Annotated in this window: 16 protein-coding genes, 1 tRNA gene and 1 pseudogene; 3 read left to right on the plus strand and 15 right to left on the minus strand. The window is 40.3% G+C overall.

Features of this window, described 5'->3' with window-relative positions:
- From CLI64_RS00690 to CLI64_RS00700, 3 genes and pseudogenes are all read right to left on the minus strand, one after another.
- Positions 1-1,248, minus strand: a complete 1,248-nt coding sequence (locus CLI64_RS00690) for a glycosyltransferase (RefSeq protein ID WP_225977465.1) — start codon at positions 1,246-1,248, stop codon at positions 1-3.
- A 147-nt stretch (positions 1,249-1,395) separates the two neighbouring features.
- Positions 1,396-2,688 carry a glycosyltransferase family protein gene (locus CLI64_RS00695; RefSeq protein ID WP_103135438.1) on the minus strand — a complete coding sequence of 431 codons (1,293 nt, stop codon included), beginning with the start codon at positions 2,686-2,688 and terminating at the stop codon, positions 1,396-1,398.
- 63 nt (positions 2,689-2,751) lie between these two features.
- Positions 2,752-2,946, minus strand: a pseudogene (locus tag CLI64_RS00700) (IS4 family transposase); the annotation flags it as partial.
- 447 nt (positions 2,947-3,393) lie between these two features.
- Between CLI64_RS00700 and CLI64_RS31415 the strand changes: the two are divergent.
- Complete coding sequence (locus CLI64_RS31415) at positions 3,394-3,771, plus strand: transposase (protein WP_225977389.1); 378 nt, start codon at positions 3,394-3,396, stop codon at positions 3,769-3,771.
- Positions 3,710-4,702 (plus strand): transposase, encoded by a 993-nt coding sequence (locus tag CLI64_RS00705; RefSeq protein ID WP_225977388.1) that lies wholly within the window; start codon positions 3,710-3,712, stop codon positions 4,700-4,702. Before CLI64_RS31415 ends, CLI64_RS00705 begins: the two co-directional genes overlap by 62 nt.
- Positions 4,703-4,957: 255 nt before the next feature.
- Here CLI64_RS00705 and CLI64_RS00710 read toward each other — a convergent pair whose 3' ends face one another.
- The 11 genes from CLI64_RS00710 to CLI64_RS00760 all read right to left on the minus strand — a co-directional run bounded on the left by CLI64_RS00710 (position 4,958) and on the right by CLI64_RS00760 (position 14,967).
- Positions 4,958-6,079, minus strand: coding sequence for a sensor histidine kinase KdpD (locus CLI64_RS00710; protein WP_103135439.1), 1,122 nt, complete (start codon positions 6,077-6,079; stop codon positions 4,958-4,960).
- 41 nt (positions 6,080-6,120) lie between these two features.
- Positions 6,121-6,522: a hypothetical protein gene (locus tag CLI64_RS00715; RefSeq protein ID WP_103135440.1), complete on the minus strand. Its 402-nt coding sequence runs from the start codon at positions 6,520-6,522 to the stop codon at positions 6,121-6,123.
- Positions 6,516-7,019 (minus strand): Rab family GTPase, encoded by a 504-nt coding sequence (locus CLI64_RS00720; protein WP_103135441.1) that lies wholly within the window; start codon positions 7,017-7,019, stop codon positions 6,516-6,518. Before CLI64_RS00720 ends, CLI64_RS00715 begins: the two co-directional genes overlap by 7 nt.
- 11 nt (positions 7,020-7,030) lie before the next feature.
- A complete protein-coding gene (locus tag CLI64_RS00725; RefSeq protein ID WP_103135442.1) occupies positions 7,031-8,839 on the minus strand; it encodes an OmpA family protein in 1,809 nt (602 codons plus the stop codon).
- Between the two features lie 77 nt (positions 8,840-8,916).
- Complete coding sequence (locus tag CLI64_RS00730; RefSeq protein ID WP_103135443.1) at positions 8,917-9,525, minus strand: hypothetical protein; 609 nt, start codon at positions 9,523-9,525, stop codon at positions 8,917-8,919.
- Between the two features lie 463 nt (positions 9,526-9,988).
- Positions 9,989-10,213, minus strand: coding sequence for a ferredoxin family protein (locus CLI64_RS00735; RefSeq protein ID WP_103135444.1), 225 nt, complete (start codon positions 10,211-10,213; stop codon positions 9,989-9,991).
- A 180-nt stretch (positions 10,214-10,393) separates the two neighbouring features.
- The gene (locus CLI64_RS00740; RefSeq protein ID WP_103135445.1) at positions 10,394-11,608 is read right to left on the minus strand and encodes an ATP phosphoribosyltransferase regulatory subunit; all 1,215 of its coding nucleotides are present in this window, start codon (positions 11,606-11,608) and stop codon (positions 10,394-10,396) included.
- Positions 11,609-11,946: 338 nt separating this feature from the next.
- Positions 11,947-12,894, minus strand: coding sequence for a J domain-containing protein (locus CLI64_RS00745; RefSeq protein WP_103135446.1), 948 nt, complete (start codon positions 12,892-12,894; stop codon positions 11,947-11,949).
- A gap of 126 nt (positions 12,895-13,020) precedes the next feature.
- On the minus strand, positions 13,021-13,833 hold the full coding sequence (locus CLI64_RS00750) for an inositol monophosphatase family protein (RefSeq protein ID WP_103135447.1): 813 nt from the start codon (positions 13,831-13,833) through the stop codon (positions 13,021-13,023).
- 137 nt (positions 13,834-13,970) lie between these two features.
- Complete coding sequence (locus CLI64_RS00755) at positions 13,971-14,609, minus strand: thermonuclease family protein (protein WP_103135448.1); 639 nt, start codon at positions 14,607-14,609, stop codon at positions 13,971-13,973.
- Complete coding sequence (locus CLI64_RS00760) at positions 14,599-14,967, minus strand: 2Fe-2S iron-sulfur cluster-binding protein (protein WP_103135449.1); 369 nt, start codon at positions 14,965-14,967, stop codon at positions 14,599-14,601. The genes CLI64_RS00755 and CLI64_RS00760 overlap by 11 nt, the downstream gene beginning before the upstream one ends.
- 106 nt (positions 14,968-15,073) lie before the next feature.
- On the opposite strand from CLI64_RS00760, the gene CLI64_RS00765 reads away from it, so the two are divergent.
- Positions 15,074-15,160: transfer RNA gene (locus CLI64_RS00765), tRNA-Ser, on the plus strand.
- 429 nt (positions 15,161-15,589) lie between these two features.
- Here the strand turns inward: CLI64_RS00765 and CLI64_RS00770 are convergent.
- A complete protein-coding gene (locus tag CLI64_RS00770) occupies positions 15,590-15,826 on the minus strand; it encodes a DUF4327 family protein (protein ID WP_067771501.1) in 237 nt (78 codons plus the stop codon).
- Positions 15,827-16,073 lie beyond the last annotated feature (247 nt).

The raw sequence follows: 16,073 nt of genomic DNA on the forward strand, positions 1-16,073 counted from the left end.
TTACTCCTCCTTTGCGCCTTTGCGCCTCTGCGTGAGAAATAACTCCCTCAAAACTTCCGTATTACGACAAATATCAAACTCCGACTCAATCAACCTCCGAGCCTGAGTAGACAACCTCACCCGCAAAGCCGCATCCTTAAGAAGTTGCCCAAGAGCATTAGCCAACTCCTCCGCATCATATTGCCCTACAATCAAACCAGTCTCCCCATCCCGCACTACTTCAGGGATACCCGTCACCACCGTACTTACACAGGGAGTCCCCAAAGCCATCGCCTCCAGTAAAACCGTAGGTAAACCATCCCGATTACCATCTTTACCAATCACATAAGGAGCAGCAAACACAGCAGCTTCCCGTATTAATTGAAACACCTCATTTTGCGGACGCGCACCGACAATTTGCACACAAGATTGCAATCCTAAATCTTGAATTTGCTGATGCAGAGTTGATTCTAAACCCCCAGTACCAACAATTTGACACTGAAACTGATAATTTCTCTGTTGAAGAACTGCACAAGCATCAATTAAAACAGATAAACCTTTCTTCTCAATTAACCGACTAACAGAGAGAATTAACGGTGGACGTTCAGCTGGAGAAGAATATTGTAACTGTCGCAAGTCTAAACCATTATATATACGTTGAACTTGATTTGCAGGCAAACTATACGCCTTTTGCAGATATTTGAGATTATAGTCACTGACAGTCACCACCCTAGACGCATCCTTGAGCTTACGCTGCATATCCTCAAATTCCACACTTTCATGAAAGATATCTTTAGCATGAGCCGTGAAAGTATAGGGAACACCTGCAAAGTGAGATGCTAGACGAGCTACACTAGTGGCGACAGTGCCGAAATGAGCGTGTAAATGGGTGATATCTTTAAGCTTGACTTCTCGTGCTAACCAAGCAGCTTGGTAAACAGTGCTAGCTTTTTCCCCTTGAGCAAATGCCAATTTTGACCAAAAATCAGGTATAACTTGACTAGCTTCCTGTAATTCCGCCCAAAAATAACTAGCGGCTGTAGGTGCAAGACTATTAAGGGATTTACTAACTCTACCTTGAATTGGCTTACGAATGTAAGTAACAGGCGCACGCACTTGAGAAATAATATTTTGAAAATGCGTATCAGCAGGCGGCCTCAAGGCGAAAATTTTGATATCTAACCCAGCCGCTTCATGAGCCAAAATTTCATTGACAACAAAAGTTTCAGAATAACGAGGATAACGTTTAAGAACATAAGCGACAGACATGGACATTATTCTTGTCAGAAGGGTATAGGGGTATAGCAAAGTTACTTATTTGCGTTCTTCTTTGCGTCTTTGCGCCTACTCTGCGAGAACGCCTGGCGGCGAATGCGCGAAACAAAAAAATATTTATGCAACAAGTCTAATAACTATTCAAGAAGCTTTTGCTTGTGGCGGTTCTTGATGAGAAGATATGAGAATTTCATTGATCAATTGAGGAATACGAGTTAGTCCTTTGAGATCAACGAATTTACGGACTGGTGGTGGTTCAATGTCAAGCTGTAACCAGTTGGTTAATGCAGCCGGTGTTAAATTATCGGGGTGTAGGAAATCAATTAAGCCTAGTGAGTTTAATTTTTCCGCCCGAATTAATTGTTCTTTGCGGGGTTTAACGCGGGGTAGAATAAGCGATCGCTTACCAAATGACAACAATTCACAAGTCGTATTGTAACCACCCATTGCAATCACGCGTTCGGCTTGATTGATTAATAATGTTGGTTCTACTAAATATTCCAATATGCGTAAGTTTTGACGCTCTGCTGCGTAATTTTGCAGCTTTTGCCGTATTGCTCGCGGCATAAACGGCCCTGTTAAGATCATACCGTTCATCCCTGGTGGTAATTCAGCATGAGCAAAGGTTTCTGCTAACTTTGCGCCGTCTTGTCCACCACCGACTAAGCATAATACCAATCTTTCAGAAGGCAAATTGAGTGATTTAAATGCTTGTACACTGTCTAAATCGAGATGTTTCAGGCGGTGGCGTTGGTCTAGATAGCCAATGTAGCGGAACTTGGCGATAGTTTTGGGTTGGAAGCGATATTCTTTGGTTAAATCATAAATATTGCGATCGCCATACACCCAAACCTGATCATAATAGTTTTGAATTGCGTCTTCATTACCTGCCCGCTTCCAATCTCGACGCACAGCCGCAGGTTCATCTAAAATATCCCGTAAACCTAGAATACTATGGGTCTTGCCTTGATTACGTAAATATTCTAAGGTGGGGTCTAATTCTCTGACTGCGCCACGTGGCACATTATCTACAATCAAAATATCAGGTTTAAAGGTTTTGATAGTAGTCAGGATGACTTGCGATCGTAGGGTAATAATTTCCTGCAATGATAAATCTAATCTTCTGGCCTGATATTGCCCTTCAACATTTTTATGCAAAGCCGGAAGAGTCAAATAATCTACCCCTGGAGGCTTGGGTACATTACTCGCATCTTGAATACCACTAATCATTAAGATATCTGTTTGCAGGGGTGAAGCTCCTAAAGTTTGAGCAATCAATAAATTACGACGTTTGTGTCCTAACCCCATTGTGTCGTGGGAATATAAAGCAATGCGCCACTTACGTGTATGAATAGATAAATTATTATTCTGTGCAAACACGACACTAGCCGATGTTCTGGTTGTTTCTCCAGATTGGGGTAAAAAGTTGTTCATAAGAACACACCAAATTGAGGGAGTTGAGAAAATTTTAAATTTTGACAATTAGCCAACAAACAGAAATGTTGAAATCCTTACGTCAATTACCGTATTGTTTAATCTTTTAAATAAGTCCCGCATACTTGTTACGCTATTATCCAAGGGATAAGCCAACCAACACTAAACATAAAGACGGCTGTTCAAAACTGGATAATCATTTGTTGGCAACAGTTTGAGAATGTCTTTAACAATCTTGGGGAATGAATTTATAATCATTATCAATCGATTTGTTTTAATCATTAGCCCAAAATTTAACATAATTTTGGGCTATTTTTATCACGGATTTCTTAACATTCAACACTTCTGATATTGGTTTATTTGCATTTTGCTCTATTTAATTTTACTAATCTTAGTAGATTTACTCTGCTCCTAAATCACGATGTGGTTGTTACGGATTATTAATTATTTTTCGCTGAAACTTAGTTTAATCAAAGCTTTATGAGAATATAATTAAGGAAGCGTGAGAACCTTCTCATAAAACTGGCATCAAAATGTGAGATGCCACTGTTGTAGTACATAAAGAAATGGCGATAAGTCCTGCTTTGAACTAAACTGGAGTTTAGACTAGTTCCCGGTGCGACAACGAAAAATAAGGGGTGTGCTTGAACACAGTCCCCTATTAGCAGAAGCTGAGAGAAGAACCACCAACTCTCATCTGCCAATATGAACCGTGCCAAATTAGAGGAATTTCGTCAAGCAGCGTATAACTATCTAGGTAGAGCGCATGATGCAACATTTGAACTGATGGATGCAATATTGCTAACTCGGAACGCTTACAGTTTGGCAGATTTATCACTATCACCAGCATTTAGACGCAAGTGGTCAAGTATTTATGAAGCGTTACAAGATAGCAGGCCACAGCGACAAAAATTGATGCAGTTATACATCAAACAGATGCCACACCAGGGTCGTCCGTTGTTGGCTGGCGACCATACAGCTTGGCCAAGGCCAGATGCGGTAACGCTACAGGAAAGGACAATTGAACACAGCAGTGTCTCAATGGGAGGTGACAAACCAATCACCATTGGTCAGGGGCTATAGCACCATTGCTTGGATACCGGAGAGTTCGGGCAGTTGGGCATTACCATTGAGACACGAGCGAATTACCAGTTGGGAAAGCCCAATCCAGAAAGCAGCATGGCAATTACAACAAGTTTGTGAAAATTTACCTACCAGACCAATTTCGGTTTGGGATAGTGAGTACGGGTGCGCTCCTTTCGTTTTGAAGACGAGTAATATTAAAGCAGACATTTTGGTACGTTTGCGTTCAAATCTTTGTTTATGGGGCGCACCACCACCATATTCTGGCAAGGGACGACCGAGAAAACATGGTGATAAATTTAAGTTGAATGATGCTTCGACATGGACTCAAGCCATTCAAACTATAGAAGTAAATCATCCAAAACTAGGACGTATCAAGGTGAGCTTGTGGTCAAATTTTCATTTTCGGAAAGCCGCTACACGTCCGATGTCCTTGATTCGGGTTGAGCGTCTTGATGAGCTTGGCAACTTGCGGGTGTCAAAACCTTTGTGGTTGGCTTGGCTGGGAGAACAAATGCCGCCTTTAGAAGAAGTTTGGCAACTCTACTTGCGGCGTTTTACTGTTGACCACTGGTATCGCTTTTTGAAGCAACGCTTACACTGGACTCTTCCCAAGCTACGTACCCCTAAGCAATGTGAGCGTTGGAGTGACTTAATGCCCATCATGACTTGGGAATTGTGGTTAGCCCGTGATATCGTTGCAGACAACCCTTTACCTTGGCAAAAGTTATTAGTTAGTTTGACTCCAGGTAGGGTTGCTCAGGCGATGGGAAGTATTTTAGCGACGATTGGTACTCCTGCCCGTCCGCCCAAACCTCGCGGAAAGTCCCCTGGCTGGAAGACTGGACAACCCCGACAACGTAGAATTCGCTATCCTGTTGTTAGAAAAACTACAACTAAGCCACGTAAGCAACAATCAGAATCTGCTTAAGATTGTCGATTTTTATGTCTAATGCCTATTTATTTTCAACTCAGCCTTCCTGGGTCATTTTTTGCTGCTTAGTCTAAACTCCAGAACTAAAGAAATACTGATAAATATGCTGAGCTAGCTTGCGTAGAACTAAATTCACCCGCAACAAATAATTTGCGAGTGAAGAACAGCCACCACATATTTACAGGCAAATGTAATTACAACTAATAATAATTTTATATACCTATTTTTCTTGAGAGAACACTTTTTTAATCTCTATCTTCTCTTTGGTTTTGGCAACCTGAACCAAAACCTAGAACCTCCTTCGGGACGAGGTAAATAACCAATACTGCCACCCCAACGCTCAATAGTGATACGGCAAAAATATAGACCAATTCCTGCTCTACCCGATTTATATTGTCCTTGAGAAAACTTTTGAAATAACTTCCCTACCATCATAGCTGGAACACCATCACCCTCATCATCTACGGTGAGGAGAATAGTCTCTTGCTCTGCTTGTAAGCCAATTGTTACCGTAGATGCTGGTGGACTGTGACGGTAGGCATTTTCTATAAAATTCGCAATTATTCTATCTAAGCGTGACTGTTCACCTACTACTTGCCAATTTTCTGTGATGTCGATATTTTCATCCAGCTTTAGTAGTTTATTATTCAATGTAAATGTAGAAGCAAAAAGTTCTATTGTCTCTTGCACCGATAATAAAATGTCCGGTGCTATTTCTAAATCATCAGTTATAAAATTATCTAAAGAATTAATATCAGCAGAAAAAGCGTCTAAAATATCTCGGATCAACATTTCTTGCTTAATAGATTGCTTAGTCGCTACATCTAAATATACTTTACCTTTCGATGTTAAATTTTCTAATTCTAGTAGGGCTAAACAGCAATTAATTGCATTTAGTTGCCCGGCTATATCATGAATTATACAATGTACTAATACTTCTTTTTTTTGATTTTCCTTAATTAGTTGTTGATAACTTAAGTGATTTTCTCTAGCAATTTGCAGGAAATGATGCTTATCTTGGAATTTATCTTTAGCTAATTCAATTAATAATATTTTTTGGTGATCCATACAAAGACTATGGGCTTCTAGTTCTTCTTCTTCACCTATTAAATTTCTTTGACTCCATAGTCCAGAAGATAATTTACCATCACTTTGATTCTGCCAAAACTCTTCTGCATCAATTAAAAAATTTTCTAGAAAAGAAAACACTTCTTGGGGAATTGAAATATTCATACCATACGTAAAGTTACGGGTGCAAAATCTTCTAAACCAACTAGGTATACTGCTAATAATCTTGAACGAGCTAGTATCAACTCTTTCTAAAACTAAAATGTTTAAATTTGCAAATAAGTCAGCTAGTATCAAGCTATTCATAAACGATATTGCGCCAAATGCACTTGATTCAATTATCTAGTTTACTGAGACTCTAGTCTAGATATCTTTTCTTGTAATAGGCTATAGTTATTAACTTCTTGTTGTATGGATGAAAAATAGTTTTCATCTACAATACTGTTTAATAGCAACACCCAATCTCCTTCTACTGAAGGAAAAATGTGAATGTCTGCACATATGTTAGTAGCTGTCTGAATAAAGGGGAGAAATAAAGAAGAATCATCTATTGGTAATAACCCTTCCAAAAAAAATACTTGTTGTCCTATTTGTTCACCTTGACAAAGGTTAGTAATACCATATTCATTTAACTGACCGCCCCAAGCTATTAAACATCCATCTTTTCTCACTAATAAATAAGCAAGAGAACGCCCTTTAATAATAAAATGCAAAATATACGTAAGCACTGCATCAGGGATATCTAGCATCTATTTGTGATGATTTTATTAGCAAGATTTTGAAATATTTCTTCTACACCTTGTCCACTTTTAGCACTAGTTTTAATTGCAGTCCAACCTTTTTGGATAACTGCTTCTATCTCTGTATCTTCTATTTCCCATTCATTGCTCATATCCCATTTATTCAGAACTAAAATAAAGGGTAGTTTACCCAGGGTTTCTTCTACTTTTTTTTGCAATTCCAAGGCTTTTTCCAAAGTATTTTTACGTGTTCCATCTACTACTAATACATACCCTGATGAACCTCTAAGATAGGACATTCTGACTTTTTGAAATTCATCTTCACCATAAAGATCCCAAATAATAAAGTTTAGCGTATTGTTATGAATACTTATACTTTTTTTCTCGATTTTAACACCAACTGTAGTATAGTATTTCTCAGAAAAAATACTATGAACAAATCGTGTCACTAAACTAGTTTTACCTGTAGCAAATGCTCCTACAAGACAAATTTTTTTTTGCATCATAAGTGAAAAAATCAGTTTTTGCCATTATTGATCGATATTTTAAAAGATACACGACGGTTGAGTTTTTTGGCTTCTGTGTTGACTTCTGGTTGAAGAGGAATACTGGCACCAACAGCAACAATTTGCAGTTTACTCTGGCTAATTCCCTGTTGTTGAAGATAATTTAATATCTTTTGAGCGCGGGATTGACTAAGTGATATGTTATATTGCTCTGAGCCGCTAGTGTCAGTATGCCCACGAATTTGAATCTGAATATTTTTATTTAAACTTTGAGCCGCCTTGTTCAGCTTTTCTATGGCTGAAATTAAATCTTTGAGTTTATCTACTTCGCCTGCTGTCAGGTTAGTTGTATCTTCAAAAAATAGTAAAGAAGTTTCTTCGATTTGCTGTTGATATAAAGCTATTTCTTTAAGTTCACTAGCCAGCAAATTTTGATCTTGAAATTGGGTAATTCCTGGTATGTAACGCCAGGCTTGTTTCTTTTCTGTAATCCATTGATGTGGTGCATAACCACTGGCTTGAAGAACTCCATTACTATCAACTTTGAGCGAGACAGTTTTGGGAGGTTGGAGAAGTTTTTCGGCTCTTTTGGTTAATATTTGTGGGTCTAAAGATAAGTAAGATTGCCAATGGCTAATGACTGTTTGAGGCTTGAGGTTTGTGTTGGGGATGAGGGTATTGGGATCTATTGCTAACGGGTCACGCATTCCTAAGATGAAATGCTTACCGTTGTGGTTTTTAGTGTTAATAATGATGATGCCTGGCTGGGAACTAAGTTTTTGAAGATAATTTTGCCATCGTAGATGTTCTCTAAGGGCAAAAAATCCCCAAATACTGCTAGCGATCGCCACTATACTTAAAAACGTCCAGGCATATTTGTAATTTTTTGACGGTGCAGATTTACTCTGGACGGTTAAACATTCTTCTAAATAGGTTTGGCTGGCTTGAAATGCTTCTATTTCTCCAGCAAATTCGTGCATTTCTTGGCCTAGTTTCAGATGAATTTTTTCAATAGCAGCTTGAAAAACTAGCCTTAATTGTTGGGGAGGATTTCCCCGAATGATTCCAGCTAATACGGCTTGTCCACCCTCTTCTATCCAGATTGTCAAGTCTCCGAACTGCAAACTTTGAAGTCCGTCTTGCTGCTTGACACTAAAAGAATCTTGGACAAAATCTCGAATTGCAGTCAGCATCGCTGCCACTAAATCTGGGTCTTGAATGGGAACTTGCTTGGCGACTAAATGTTGTAGCAATAACCCAGTTTGTTTATGAATGAGAAATATTTGCTCGACCCTGTACACTAAGGTACGTAGCAACACAATTTCTGCAAATGATTTACCAGTGCGTTTTGCTTCTAACCTCCATTGAAAACTTTCTAGAGATAAACTGTATTCTAGAGCTTGATTAAGTGATTGCATCATTTGGTCGATAAATGATGCCACAGCTTTGCGTGTGGCTTTACCTATAATCGGGAAAAATGCTTCCGAAAGTACATTTTCGTCTTGTTTAATAGAAGTTTGAATAGCAGTCTCAACGGTCGTCACCATTGATTCTGCTAGCTGTTGATCTTGCTTGGAACGCAAGACCACAGCTTCGGGAAGTAACCGACTGATATCTTCTGGTAAAACTTGCGGGTTGTCTAATCGCTCGTAGAGTTTTGTAAGTTGATGTGGTTCTAGACCAAGCAGTAAACTACGAAGAGTAGTCAATTCATCGCTAGATTTTGATTCCTGATTTAAGGAATTTGTACGAGAAATTTGGCCGTTGCTGATGCTGTCAGCCTTAGCTTTCTGTCTTGGTTTCGGGGAATAGTCATTCATACCCTTAATTTTCCCCTTAATTGTGCCAACTAGGTTTTATGCTTTGAGATAACTTGATTAAGTGATTAGCTAAAAACTCAAGACTTATAGTCTGCATTCAACCTCACTGCTAACTCTGTAAATAAAGTAGCTAGCTTAGTGCGGTCTGTCTTATCTCTATCTAAAGCTTGCATTTCCCGTTTCAACAACACTAGGATTTCTTCATATTTTTTCTGGATATCATTTTGCAGGTCTTTCGATTGATTGAGGATTTGTTCACGCACTTCTCTTTGACTATTATTAGCTTGTTCGTCAAATTGGGAGAATTTTCGCTCTAAAGATTGGTTGATGCTCTTTTGTTCTTCAGCCATTGCTTGTAATGCGCTTTCACGTTCTGCTTGCTCTTTTTTGACTCTTTCTGTTAAAGCATCTACTTCTTTTTTGATGTATGTTTCTAGTGCGTCTAAACGCTTTTTAGCTTCATCTCTAAAGTTATTTATTTCCGTAATTAAACGTTCTTCTAGACGTGTAAATCTTTTGTCAACGTCTCTAATTTGACTTCCAAACAAAATTTCTCTAACTTTTTCCAGATTGTTCCCTTCAGCAAGACCGGAACTGCGTAATTGCAGTTTATTCATGTCTTGAGTTAAACCCCCTTGCCCCGGCTCTGTGGAACTGTTATTGATATATTCTTCAGGTGGGTTCATAACTACACAATTCTTAGCGGATGTAAAATTTTATATCGTTGACTAGTTTATATGCAGTAATACAGTTCAGTTAAGCAAGTTTCTATATGAAGGGAAGGTGAAGCAAAATCGGGAACAGCAAACAAGCAAAACCTTATCTGAGCCATATTAATATAAACTAGCACTTAAGTATAAGGTAATACAGCTAAAAAATCAATCATTCCAAGGATATATCAAATAACCTGCTTTGGCTTTTTCTCTATAAGAAAGTTTAAAAATTAGATATGATAGCCGTTCGTTCCCAAATCTATTTGCTTAATTTAACATTTAAAATATCTGCATTTTTAAAAGATTATGACTACCAAATTCGCGATAAATCGTCAAAACAAGCATAGTTGGTAAGAGCTAAGAAATTAACATTTTTCTCACCGCTTACCAACTATGAATCCATAGCTAGCAATTGAAATTAGCTAGCCATCACAAATTAAGGAGTTTTTTGTAAATCAGGTCTTTCTTCTGAGATAATCGCCTCAGCTACAGGGCATACTTGAACGCAGATGCCACAATCAATACAGGTGGAAAAATCAATCCAGTACCAATCAGTTCCCTTGATATTTTTACCAGGGCCTTCATGAATACAAGCAACTGGACAAGCACCTACGCAGTCAGCGACACCTTCACAGACATCAGTAACAATAGTATGTGGCATTTGATAGATTCCCTCTCTTTTAAATCAGCCCTTTCTAGCCTAGCAGGGCAATGATAAAGGCAAAAGGCAAAAGGCAAAAGGTAAAAGATGGTGATTGAGCGATCAAACATACTCAACTTCGGCACTCAGCAGAGAGTTTTGTAAACCCCTTTTGCCTTTTTACTTTTTACTTTTTCCTTTTTATGCTCCTACACTTTCAATTGTTGGTGTGCCGTCGGTTTTAACCCAAGCAATTTGGGCTATGCTGCGATCGCGTGCGTATTGTCTGATCTCCTCTGTATCTTTTCCACCCAAGTCTATTTCTACTCTCACTAAATGTGTAGAATCACGTAGTTTTTGCGCGTAGGCAAAGGCCGCAGCATGGGCAGTCGGGCTTGCAGGAACTACTAGCCAGTTACTAGCCGGAGTTGACTGTGGTAATTGTTGAGTAGACAATAATACCTGATATAAATCTTCGATGTTGAGGACAAAACCGATACCTGGAATGTCTTCCCCTTGGGGATGATATAGTCCTAAAAGTTTGTCGTACCTACCACCCCTACCTAAAACTCGCGCTTGTGATTCGCTACTGCTGACAATCTCAAAGACAATGCCGGTGTAATAGTCTATGGTCTGAATTAAGCTGAGGTCGAGAATAATCGGGAATTCCCCTTCTGATTCTAATAATTCTACCAGGGATTTAAGATTATTCACTGCCTCTTGTTGGTCGGCATCCAAACCCAAACTGCTGACTTTTTGCAGCACATCTGCACTATTGCCCCGTAAATCGAGCATAATTCTGGCGCGATCGCGGAGTTCTTCTGTTAAGGGTAGAGTATCTATCGTAATGCGATCTAGGTGAGCGATCGCAGTGCGAACTTTTCCCCGAATATTTTCTGGAAAAGCATTTAGTAGCGATCTGGTGATTCCCGCTTCGCCTAAAATTAAATGCCAATCCTGCAAATCCAACGCCTGCAAGCAATTGCGGACTAGCAACAATACTTCCGTATTGGCAAGCAAACCACCAACACCTAATAATTCCACCCCAGCTTGATAAAACTCCTGCTGACGGTTATGTCTGTTTTCCCAGATGCGGCGGAAGACATTAGCATTGTAATACAGTCGTTGTGGGTAAGTAGTACCTGCCATCCGCGTTGCCACAGCACGAGCAATAGAAGCCGTCAACTCTGGACGCAATCCTAACTCTTCATCCTCAGCATTTTGCAGTTGAATCACCATCTGACGCTGAATAGCTTCCCCAGCCATCAGAGTATCCATCCGTTCCAACGTTGAGGTAATAATTCGGTGATATCCCCAACGGTGAAACACCTGCTGTAATCTATCTTCAATCCAGCGTTTTTGAGCCACATCCAGAGGTAATAAATCCCTCGCTCCTGTGGCTGGTTGATACACCATTAGTCCTCCGTTATCTTAGCCCCATGTTTCTGCAAACAGGCAGACTGCACATTTTCCCGCCTATGCAGCCAAGTATATGGGAAAAGGGTCATCAAGCTGAAGGGGGGTGAGGGGTGAGTAATGAGTGCTGAGTAATGAGTAATGAGTAATGAGTAATGAGTATTGAGTATTGAGTAATGAGTGCTGAGTGCTGTTAGCGGTAGCGCGGCGTTTAGCCGGTGCTGAGTAATGACTAATGACTAATGACTAATGACTAATGACTATTGACTATTGACTAATAAATAACCCCACGGATAAATCGGTGGGGTTGGGAATTTTATATTTAGATAGACTTGGGATTATTTTTTCTTACCTCCAAATAAGCCACCAAATAAACCACCGTTTGATTTATCTGGCTGTTTTTGGGCAGCATTGGCGTTTCCATTAGTATTAGCACTACTAGATTGCTGTCCCAGGGCTTTATCTATTTTTGGTTTCCATGCTAGTGCTGTTTCATCGTTGGGGTCTAATTTTAAGGCGTTATCTAGATGGATTTTCGCCATTTTTAGCTGATTTTGCTTTAAATAGACAAACCCCATCATGCTGTGACAACGACTACTTTTTGGTGCTATCTTCAGTGCGTCCTGTAATTCTATCTTGGCGGGAGCAAATTGATTTTTATCAATCAAAGTTTGAGCGCGACGAAGATATTGTTCGATGGCGGGATCTTCTTTGGGTGTGGGTGGTGGTGCGGGTGTCTCGACAGGTTCGGGTTGTGGTGTTGTGGTTTGTACAGGTTGAGCTGCGGGCGGGGGTGTAGACAAGGCTTTGCCAGCACTCCGCATTAAGTAAACTAAATTTAATTCACTAATTTGGGCAATAATTGGAATTACTTGCTGCAAAGATTCATATTGAGTTTCCGCAATTTTAGCGATCGCACTTTTATAAGCATGATCGATATTGGGGGCAGCTGCTAATTGCTTGGCTAAATCGCTATGTAGTTCTACAGAAGCTGACTCCTGCACTATATGCTTACCCATTTGAGAAAGAACTATGATGTATTCCGAACGGGTGCGGTCTACTGATAGAGTTTCATAGGCGGGGTTAACTAATTTAGATAATAATTCATTAGCCAGCTTCTTTTCTTTCTCAGTATGAATTGCGCCACTATCAGGATGGAGGTGGCGAGCAATTTTGAGATATCGCTTGCGGATTTCTTTGACATCAGCGTCAACTGGAACACACAAGATGGCGTGATTATCTATGAAATCAAATTTAAATAATCCACGATCTATTCTTAAAGACATATAGCAGGTAGCACCAAAGGAGCAGTGACATTGTTTCTAGTCTACTTAGCTTACCCAGGTAAACGTCAGTAATCTACTGTGATTATTATTCCCTTTGGTGAATAGCATTTATCTATCAGACAATGTTTATTGCCAAGCTGATAGGGGGGGAACCTGCATTAACGCCTGACTGAGATTGTGATGAAGATAACTGTTAGTTGCGAGAATTCGCCCAGAGGCAATATTGAACGGTGTACCATCGTAAGCAGTGACTTTACCGCCCGCTTCCTGTAATAAAACGATTCCCGCTACAACATCCCAAGGTGATATGCCCCGTTCCCAATAACCATCTACACGGCCACAGGCGACAGCAGCTAAATCCAAAGCGGCTGAACCACTACGCCGCACCCCTTGGGTGAGATGAGTAAGGTGACAAAATTCAGCATAGTTATTATCTGAGGTTTCACGGCGGTCATAAGCAAAACCAGTTACCAACAAGCTTTTACTCAGTTCAGATGTCTCAGAAACACTGATAGCCCGACGGTTACGCGTGGCACCCAAACCAGTAGCCGCACGGAAAAGTTCATTATGAGCAGGATCATAAATTACCCCCACCTGGGGTTTGCCATTGATTAACAACCCAATGGAAACACAAAACGCCGGATATTGGTGAGCGTAGTTAGTTGTGCCATCTAGAGGATCTATTGCCCAAAGATATTGATTATCTTGATTACCAATCTTGCCCGATTCCTCAGCCAAAATGGAATGTTGAGGAAAATGGCGGCGTAAAATTTCTAAAATTACCGCTTCAGAGGCTTTATCGGCGGCGGTTACTAAATCCCCAGGACGACCCTTTTCCGTAATAGCATCTTCTAATTTACCCAAGTACCCTTGTAAAACCGCACCCGCAGCTAAAGCCGCTTCTGTAGCAATATCAAGAAAAATTTGTAGGTTAGTCATTAGTCAATAGTCAATAGTCATTAGTCATTAGTCATTAGTCATTAGTCAGGAATTGGTATCAACACTCAGCACGCTGCTCAACGCCCCGCTTCCGCTAACAGCACCGGCTAAACGCCGCGCTACCGCTAACAGCACTCCTAACGATTGAGACGGCGGAACTCAGCCGGAGTCTGACGCATGGGTTGTTCTGGATTCCAAATTCCTTTACCCATGATTCTTGCCCATTGTTGTGCGCGGTCTAGGCGTTGATTATATTTGAAATTGGGCGATCGCTCTACAAACAAAGCATACCCTTGTTTGATTACTTGTTCGTTTAACAATTGGTTATCTTTCCAAACGTATGCTAAGTTGCGCCCAATTTTGTCTTTGGCTTCGACATCGAACTCTAACATTACGGGTTTTTCTAAGTTACCAAGCATTTTCTCTAACAGTTCCTTAGAATCTTCTCCCCAGGGATACTGGCGCAAGTCTGGCGCATCTACACCAATTAACCGCACTTGAGAAATTAAAGTTGGTTGTTCAGCTATCCCCACAACTTCTAAGGTTTGTCCACTCACCACCCGCGCCACTCTCACCTGTGTTTGATTATTCACAGTCTGATTTTTGGCTTGACAACCAACTAAGAGTAATACACAAGCGAGAATGGCGATTTTTCGCCACAAGTGGCTGAGGAACTGGGCATAGGAAATAGGGCATGGGGCATAGAAATTTTTTCCCCCTGCACCCCTGCACCCCTGCACCCCTGCTTTCTTCGGTCTCTCTCTACTAGTCTTCATCTAAAGGTAAACCAGCTTTAACTCTGCCTTTGGCGAAGTAGCGACCAAATTGGAGTTCATAAACTTCATCTTCGTCTTGGGTTTCTACTTCTAAGTCAGAACGAGCATAACTCACGCACAACAAAGCATAGCCTTGCCGCCGCAATTCTAGGGATAATCCTACTGCCTCTGGCTGATAAATTTCTCCTGATACTACTCTGACTGCACAAGTGGTACAAGCTCCATTACGACAGGAAAATGGTAACTCTACCCCTTGATGTTCGGCGGTGTGGAGAATGTAGCGGTCATCGGGGACTTGTAAGATGTGTTCTTGGCCAGTGGCGCGATCGCGTACTTTAATTGTGTATGTGTCGGGCATCTTTGAATTTGGTTGTGGAACTTTCAGAATCAGGCTAAAAAAATTTCTCTCTTTATCTTTGCATTTTTTAGAATTTTATATTACGATGGTAAATCGTGACACGCCTGGAGAGATGGCCGAGTGGTTGAAGGCGCAGCACTGGAAATGCTGTTTGGGGGCAACTTCAACGAGGGTTCGAATCCCTCTCTCTCCGTTAATAATTCATGATAGTGACCACCCAGCCTAACTGAAAACAGTAGCTGGGTGGTTTAACTTTTAGTTGAAGCACCTAAAACCCCCACAAGCATCAGGCGATCGCTTATTGATGTTAATTACACTCGATATACCTAAAAAAAATTACCGGAGTATTATGTATTTTCATTTACTCCGGTATTTTTATATACAAATTATCTATTTATCAAACAGGATCTACACAAAAACTATTTCTTATGAATGGGTGAATAGGAGGATTACCCACTTCCAACTCAAAAAAATTTAGGCATAGTGTGAATTTTCAGATTATGGATAGGGAAAGATTTATCAAAACTAGAGATTATCCCTTGGTGTGGGCAAAAGTCGTGTGTAGTCAAATCCAGTCATATCCCAACCCAAAATCTGAAATCATATATTGAACAATCCCAGATTAGTCATTATCCCATTGTTCACGACCAATGAGGTCGCCAATGCGATCGCGTAACAAGAAATCACACTTCTCTAACTCACACTCTACACAAACCCATTCTCTAGCGGGAATGTATTGGCAAAGTGTATATATTGGCTGCTGTCTGCTAACCATTCCTTTTTCTACCAGTCGCCGTGCTTCGTCCTGAATTACATCTAGAGAATAGTAATTTATAGAGGACACCGTATTCACACTCATGGTTTTTACTCACAAATTTACACGTAAATAGTGTTCCCACTAGTTACGGGGAACAAACATGACAAGTATTTAGACTTGCACTAAGGATTTTGTAGTTTGCTATACGGAACTGATTCCATTTTGACGCTAGACACCTCCAAATTATGTAAATAAATATTAAGAATGTCAAATTTTCCTGACATAACAAACTAGCACTGTAATTGTAACTGGTCGAGAGTTTCAGGGTGAACAGTAAAAAAGTTGCACA

Origin of the sequence: Nostoc sp. CENA543, from assembly GCF_002896875.1 — a bacterium.
GTDB lineage: Bacteria > Cyanobacteriota > Cyanobacteriia > Cyanobacteriales > Nostocaceae > Trichormus.

Bases quoted from the DNA above. Each gene is read 5' to 3' on its own strand.
- CLI64_RS00740 (WP_103135445.1), bottom strand. From the start codon at position 11,608: ATGGTGTATCAACCAGCCACAGGAGCGAGGGATTTATTACCTCTGGAT.
- CLI64_RS00755 (WP_103135448.1), bottom strand. From the start codon at position 14,609: ATGAAGACTAGTAGAGAGAGACCGAAGAAAGCAGGGGTGCAGGGGTGC.
- CLI64_RS00730 (WP_103135443.1), bottom strand. From the start codon at position 9,525: ATGAACCCACCTGAAGAATATATCAATAACAGTTCCACAGAGCCGGGG.
- CLI64_RS00745 (WP_103135446.1), bottom strand. From the start codon at position 12,894: ATGTCTTTAAGAATAGATCGTGGATTATTTAAATTTGATTTCATAGAT.
- CLI64_RS00695 (WP_103135438.1), bottom strand. From the start codon at position 2,688: ATGAACAACTTTTTACCCCAATCTGGAGAAACAACCAGAACATCGGCT.
- CLI64_RS00750 (WP_103135447.1), bottom strand. From the start codon at position 13,833: ATGACTAACCTACAAATTTTTCTTGATATTGCTACAGAAGCGGCTTTA.
- CLI64_RS31415 (WP_225977389.1), top strand. From the start codon at position 3,394: ATGAACCGTGCCAAATTAGAGGAATTTCGTCAAGCAGCGTATAACTAT.
- CLI64_RS00725 (WP_103135442.1), bottom strand. From the start codon at position 8,839: ATGAATGACTATTCCCCGAAACCAAGACAGAAAGCTAAGGCTGACAGC.
- CLI64_RS00710 (WP_103135439.1), bottom strand. From the start codon at position 6,079: ATGAATAGCTTGATACTAGCTGACTTATTTGCAAATTTAAACATTTTA.
- CLI64_RS00715 (WP_103135440.1), bottom strand. From the start codon at position 6,522: ATGCTAGATATCCCTGATGCAGTGCTTACGTATATTTTGCATTTTATT.
- CLI64_RS00735 (WP_103135444.1), bottom strand. From the start codon at position 10,213: ATGCCACATACTATTGTTACTGATGTCTGTGAAGGTGTCGCTGACTGC.
- CLI64_RS00760 (WP_103135449.1), bottom strand. From the start codon at position 14,967: ATGCCCGACACATACACAATTAAAGTACGCGATCGCGCCACTGGCCAA.
- CLI64_RS00770 (WP_067771501.1), bottom strand. From the start codon at position 15,826: ATGAGTGTGAATACGGTGTCCTCTATAAATTACTATTCTCTAGATGTA.
- CLI64_RS00690 (WP_225977465.1), bottom strand. From the start codon at position 1,248: ATGTCTGTCGCTTATGTTCTTAAACGTTATCCTCGTTATTCTGAAACT.
- CLI64_RS00720 (WP_103135441.1), bottom strand. From the start codon at position 7,019: ATGATGCAAAAAAAAATTTGTCTTGTAGGAGCATTTGCTACAGGTAAA.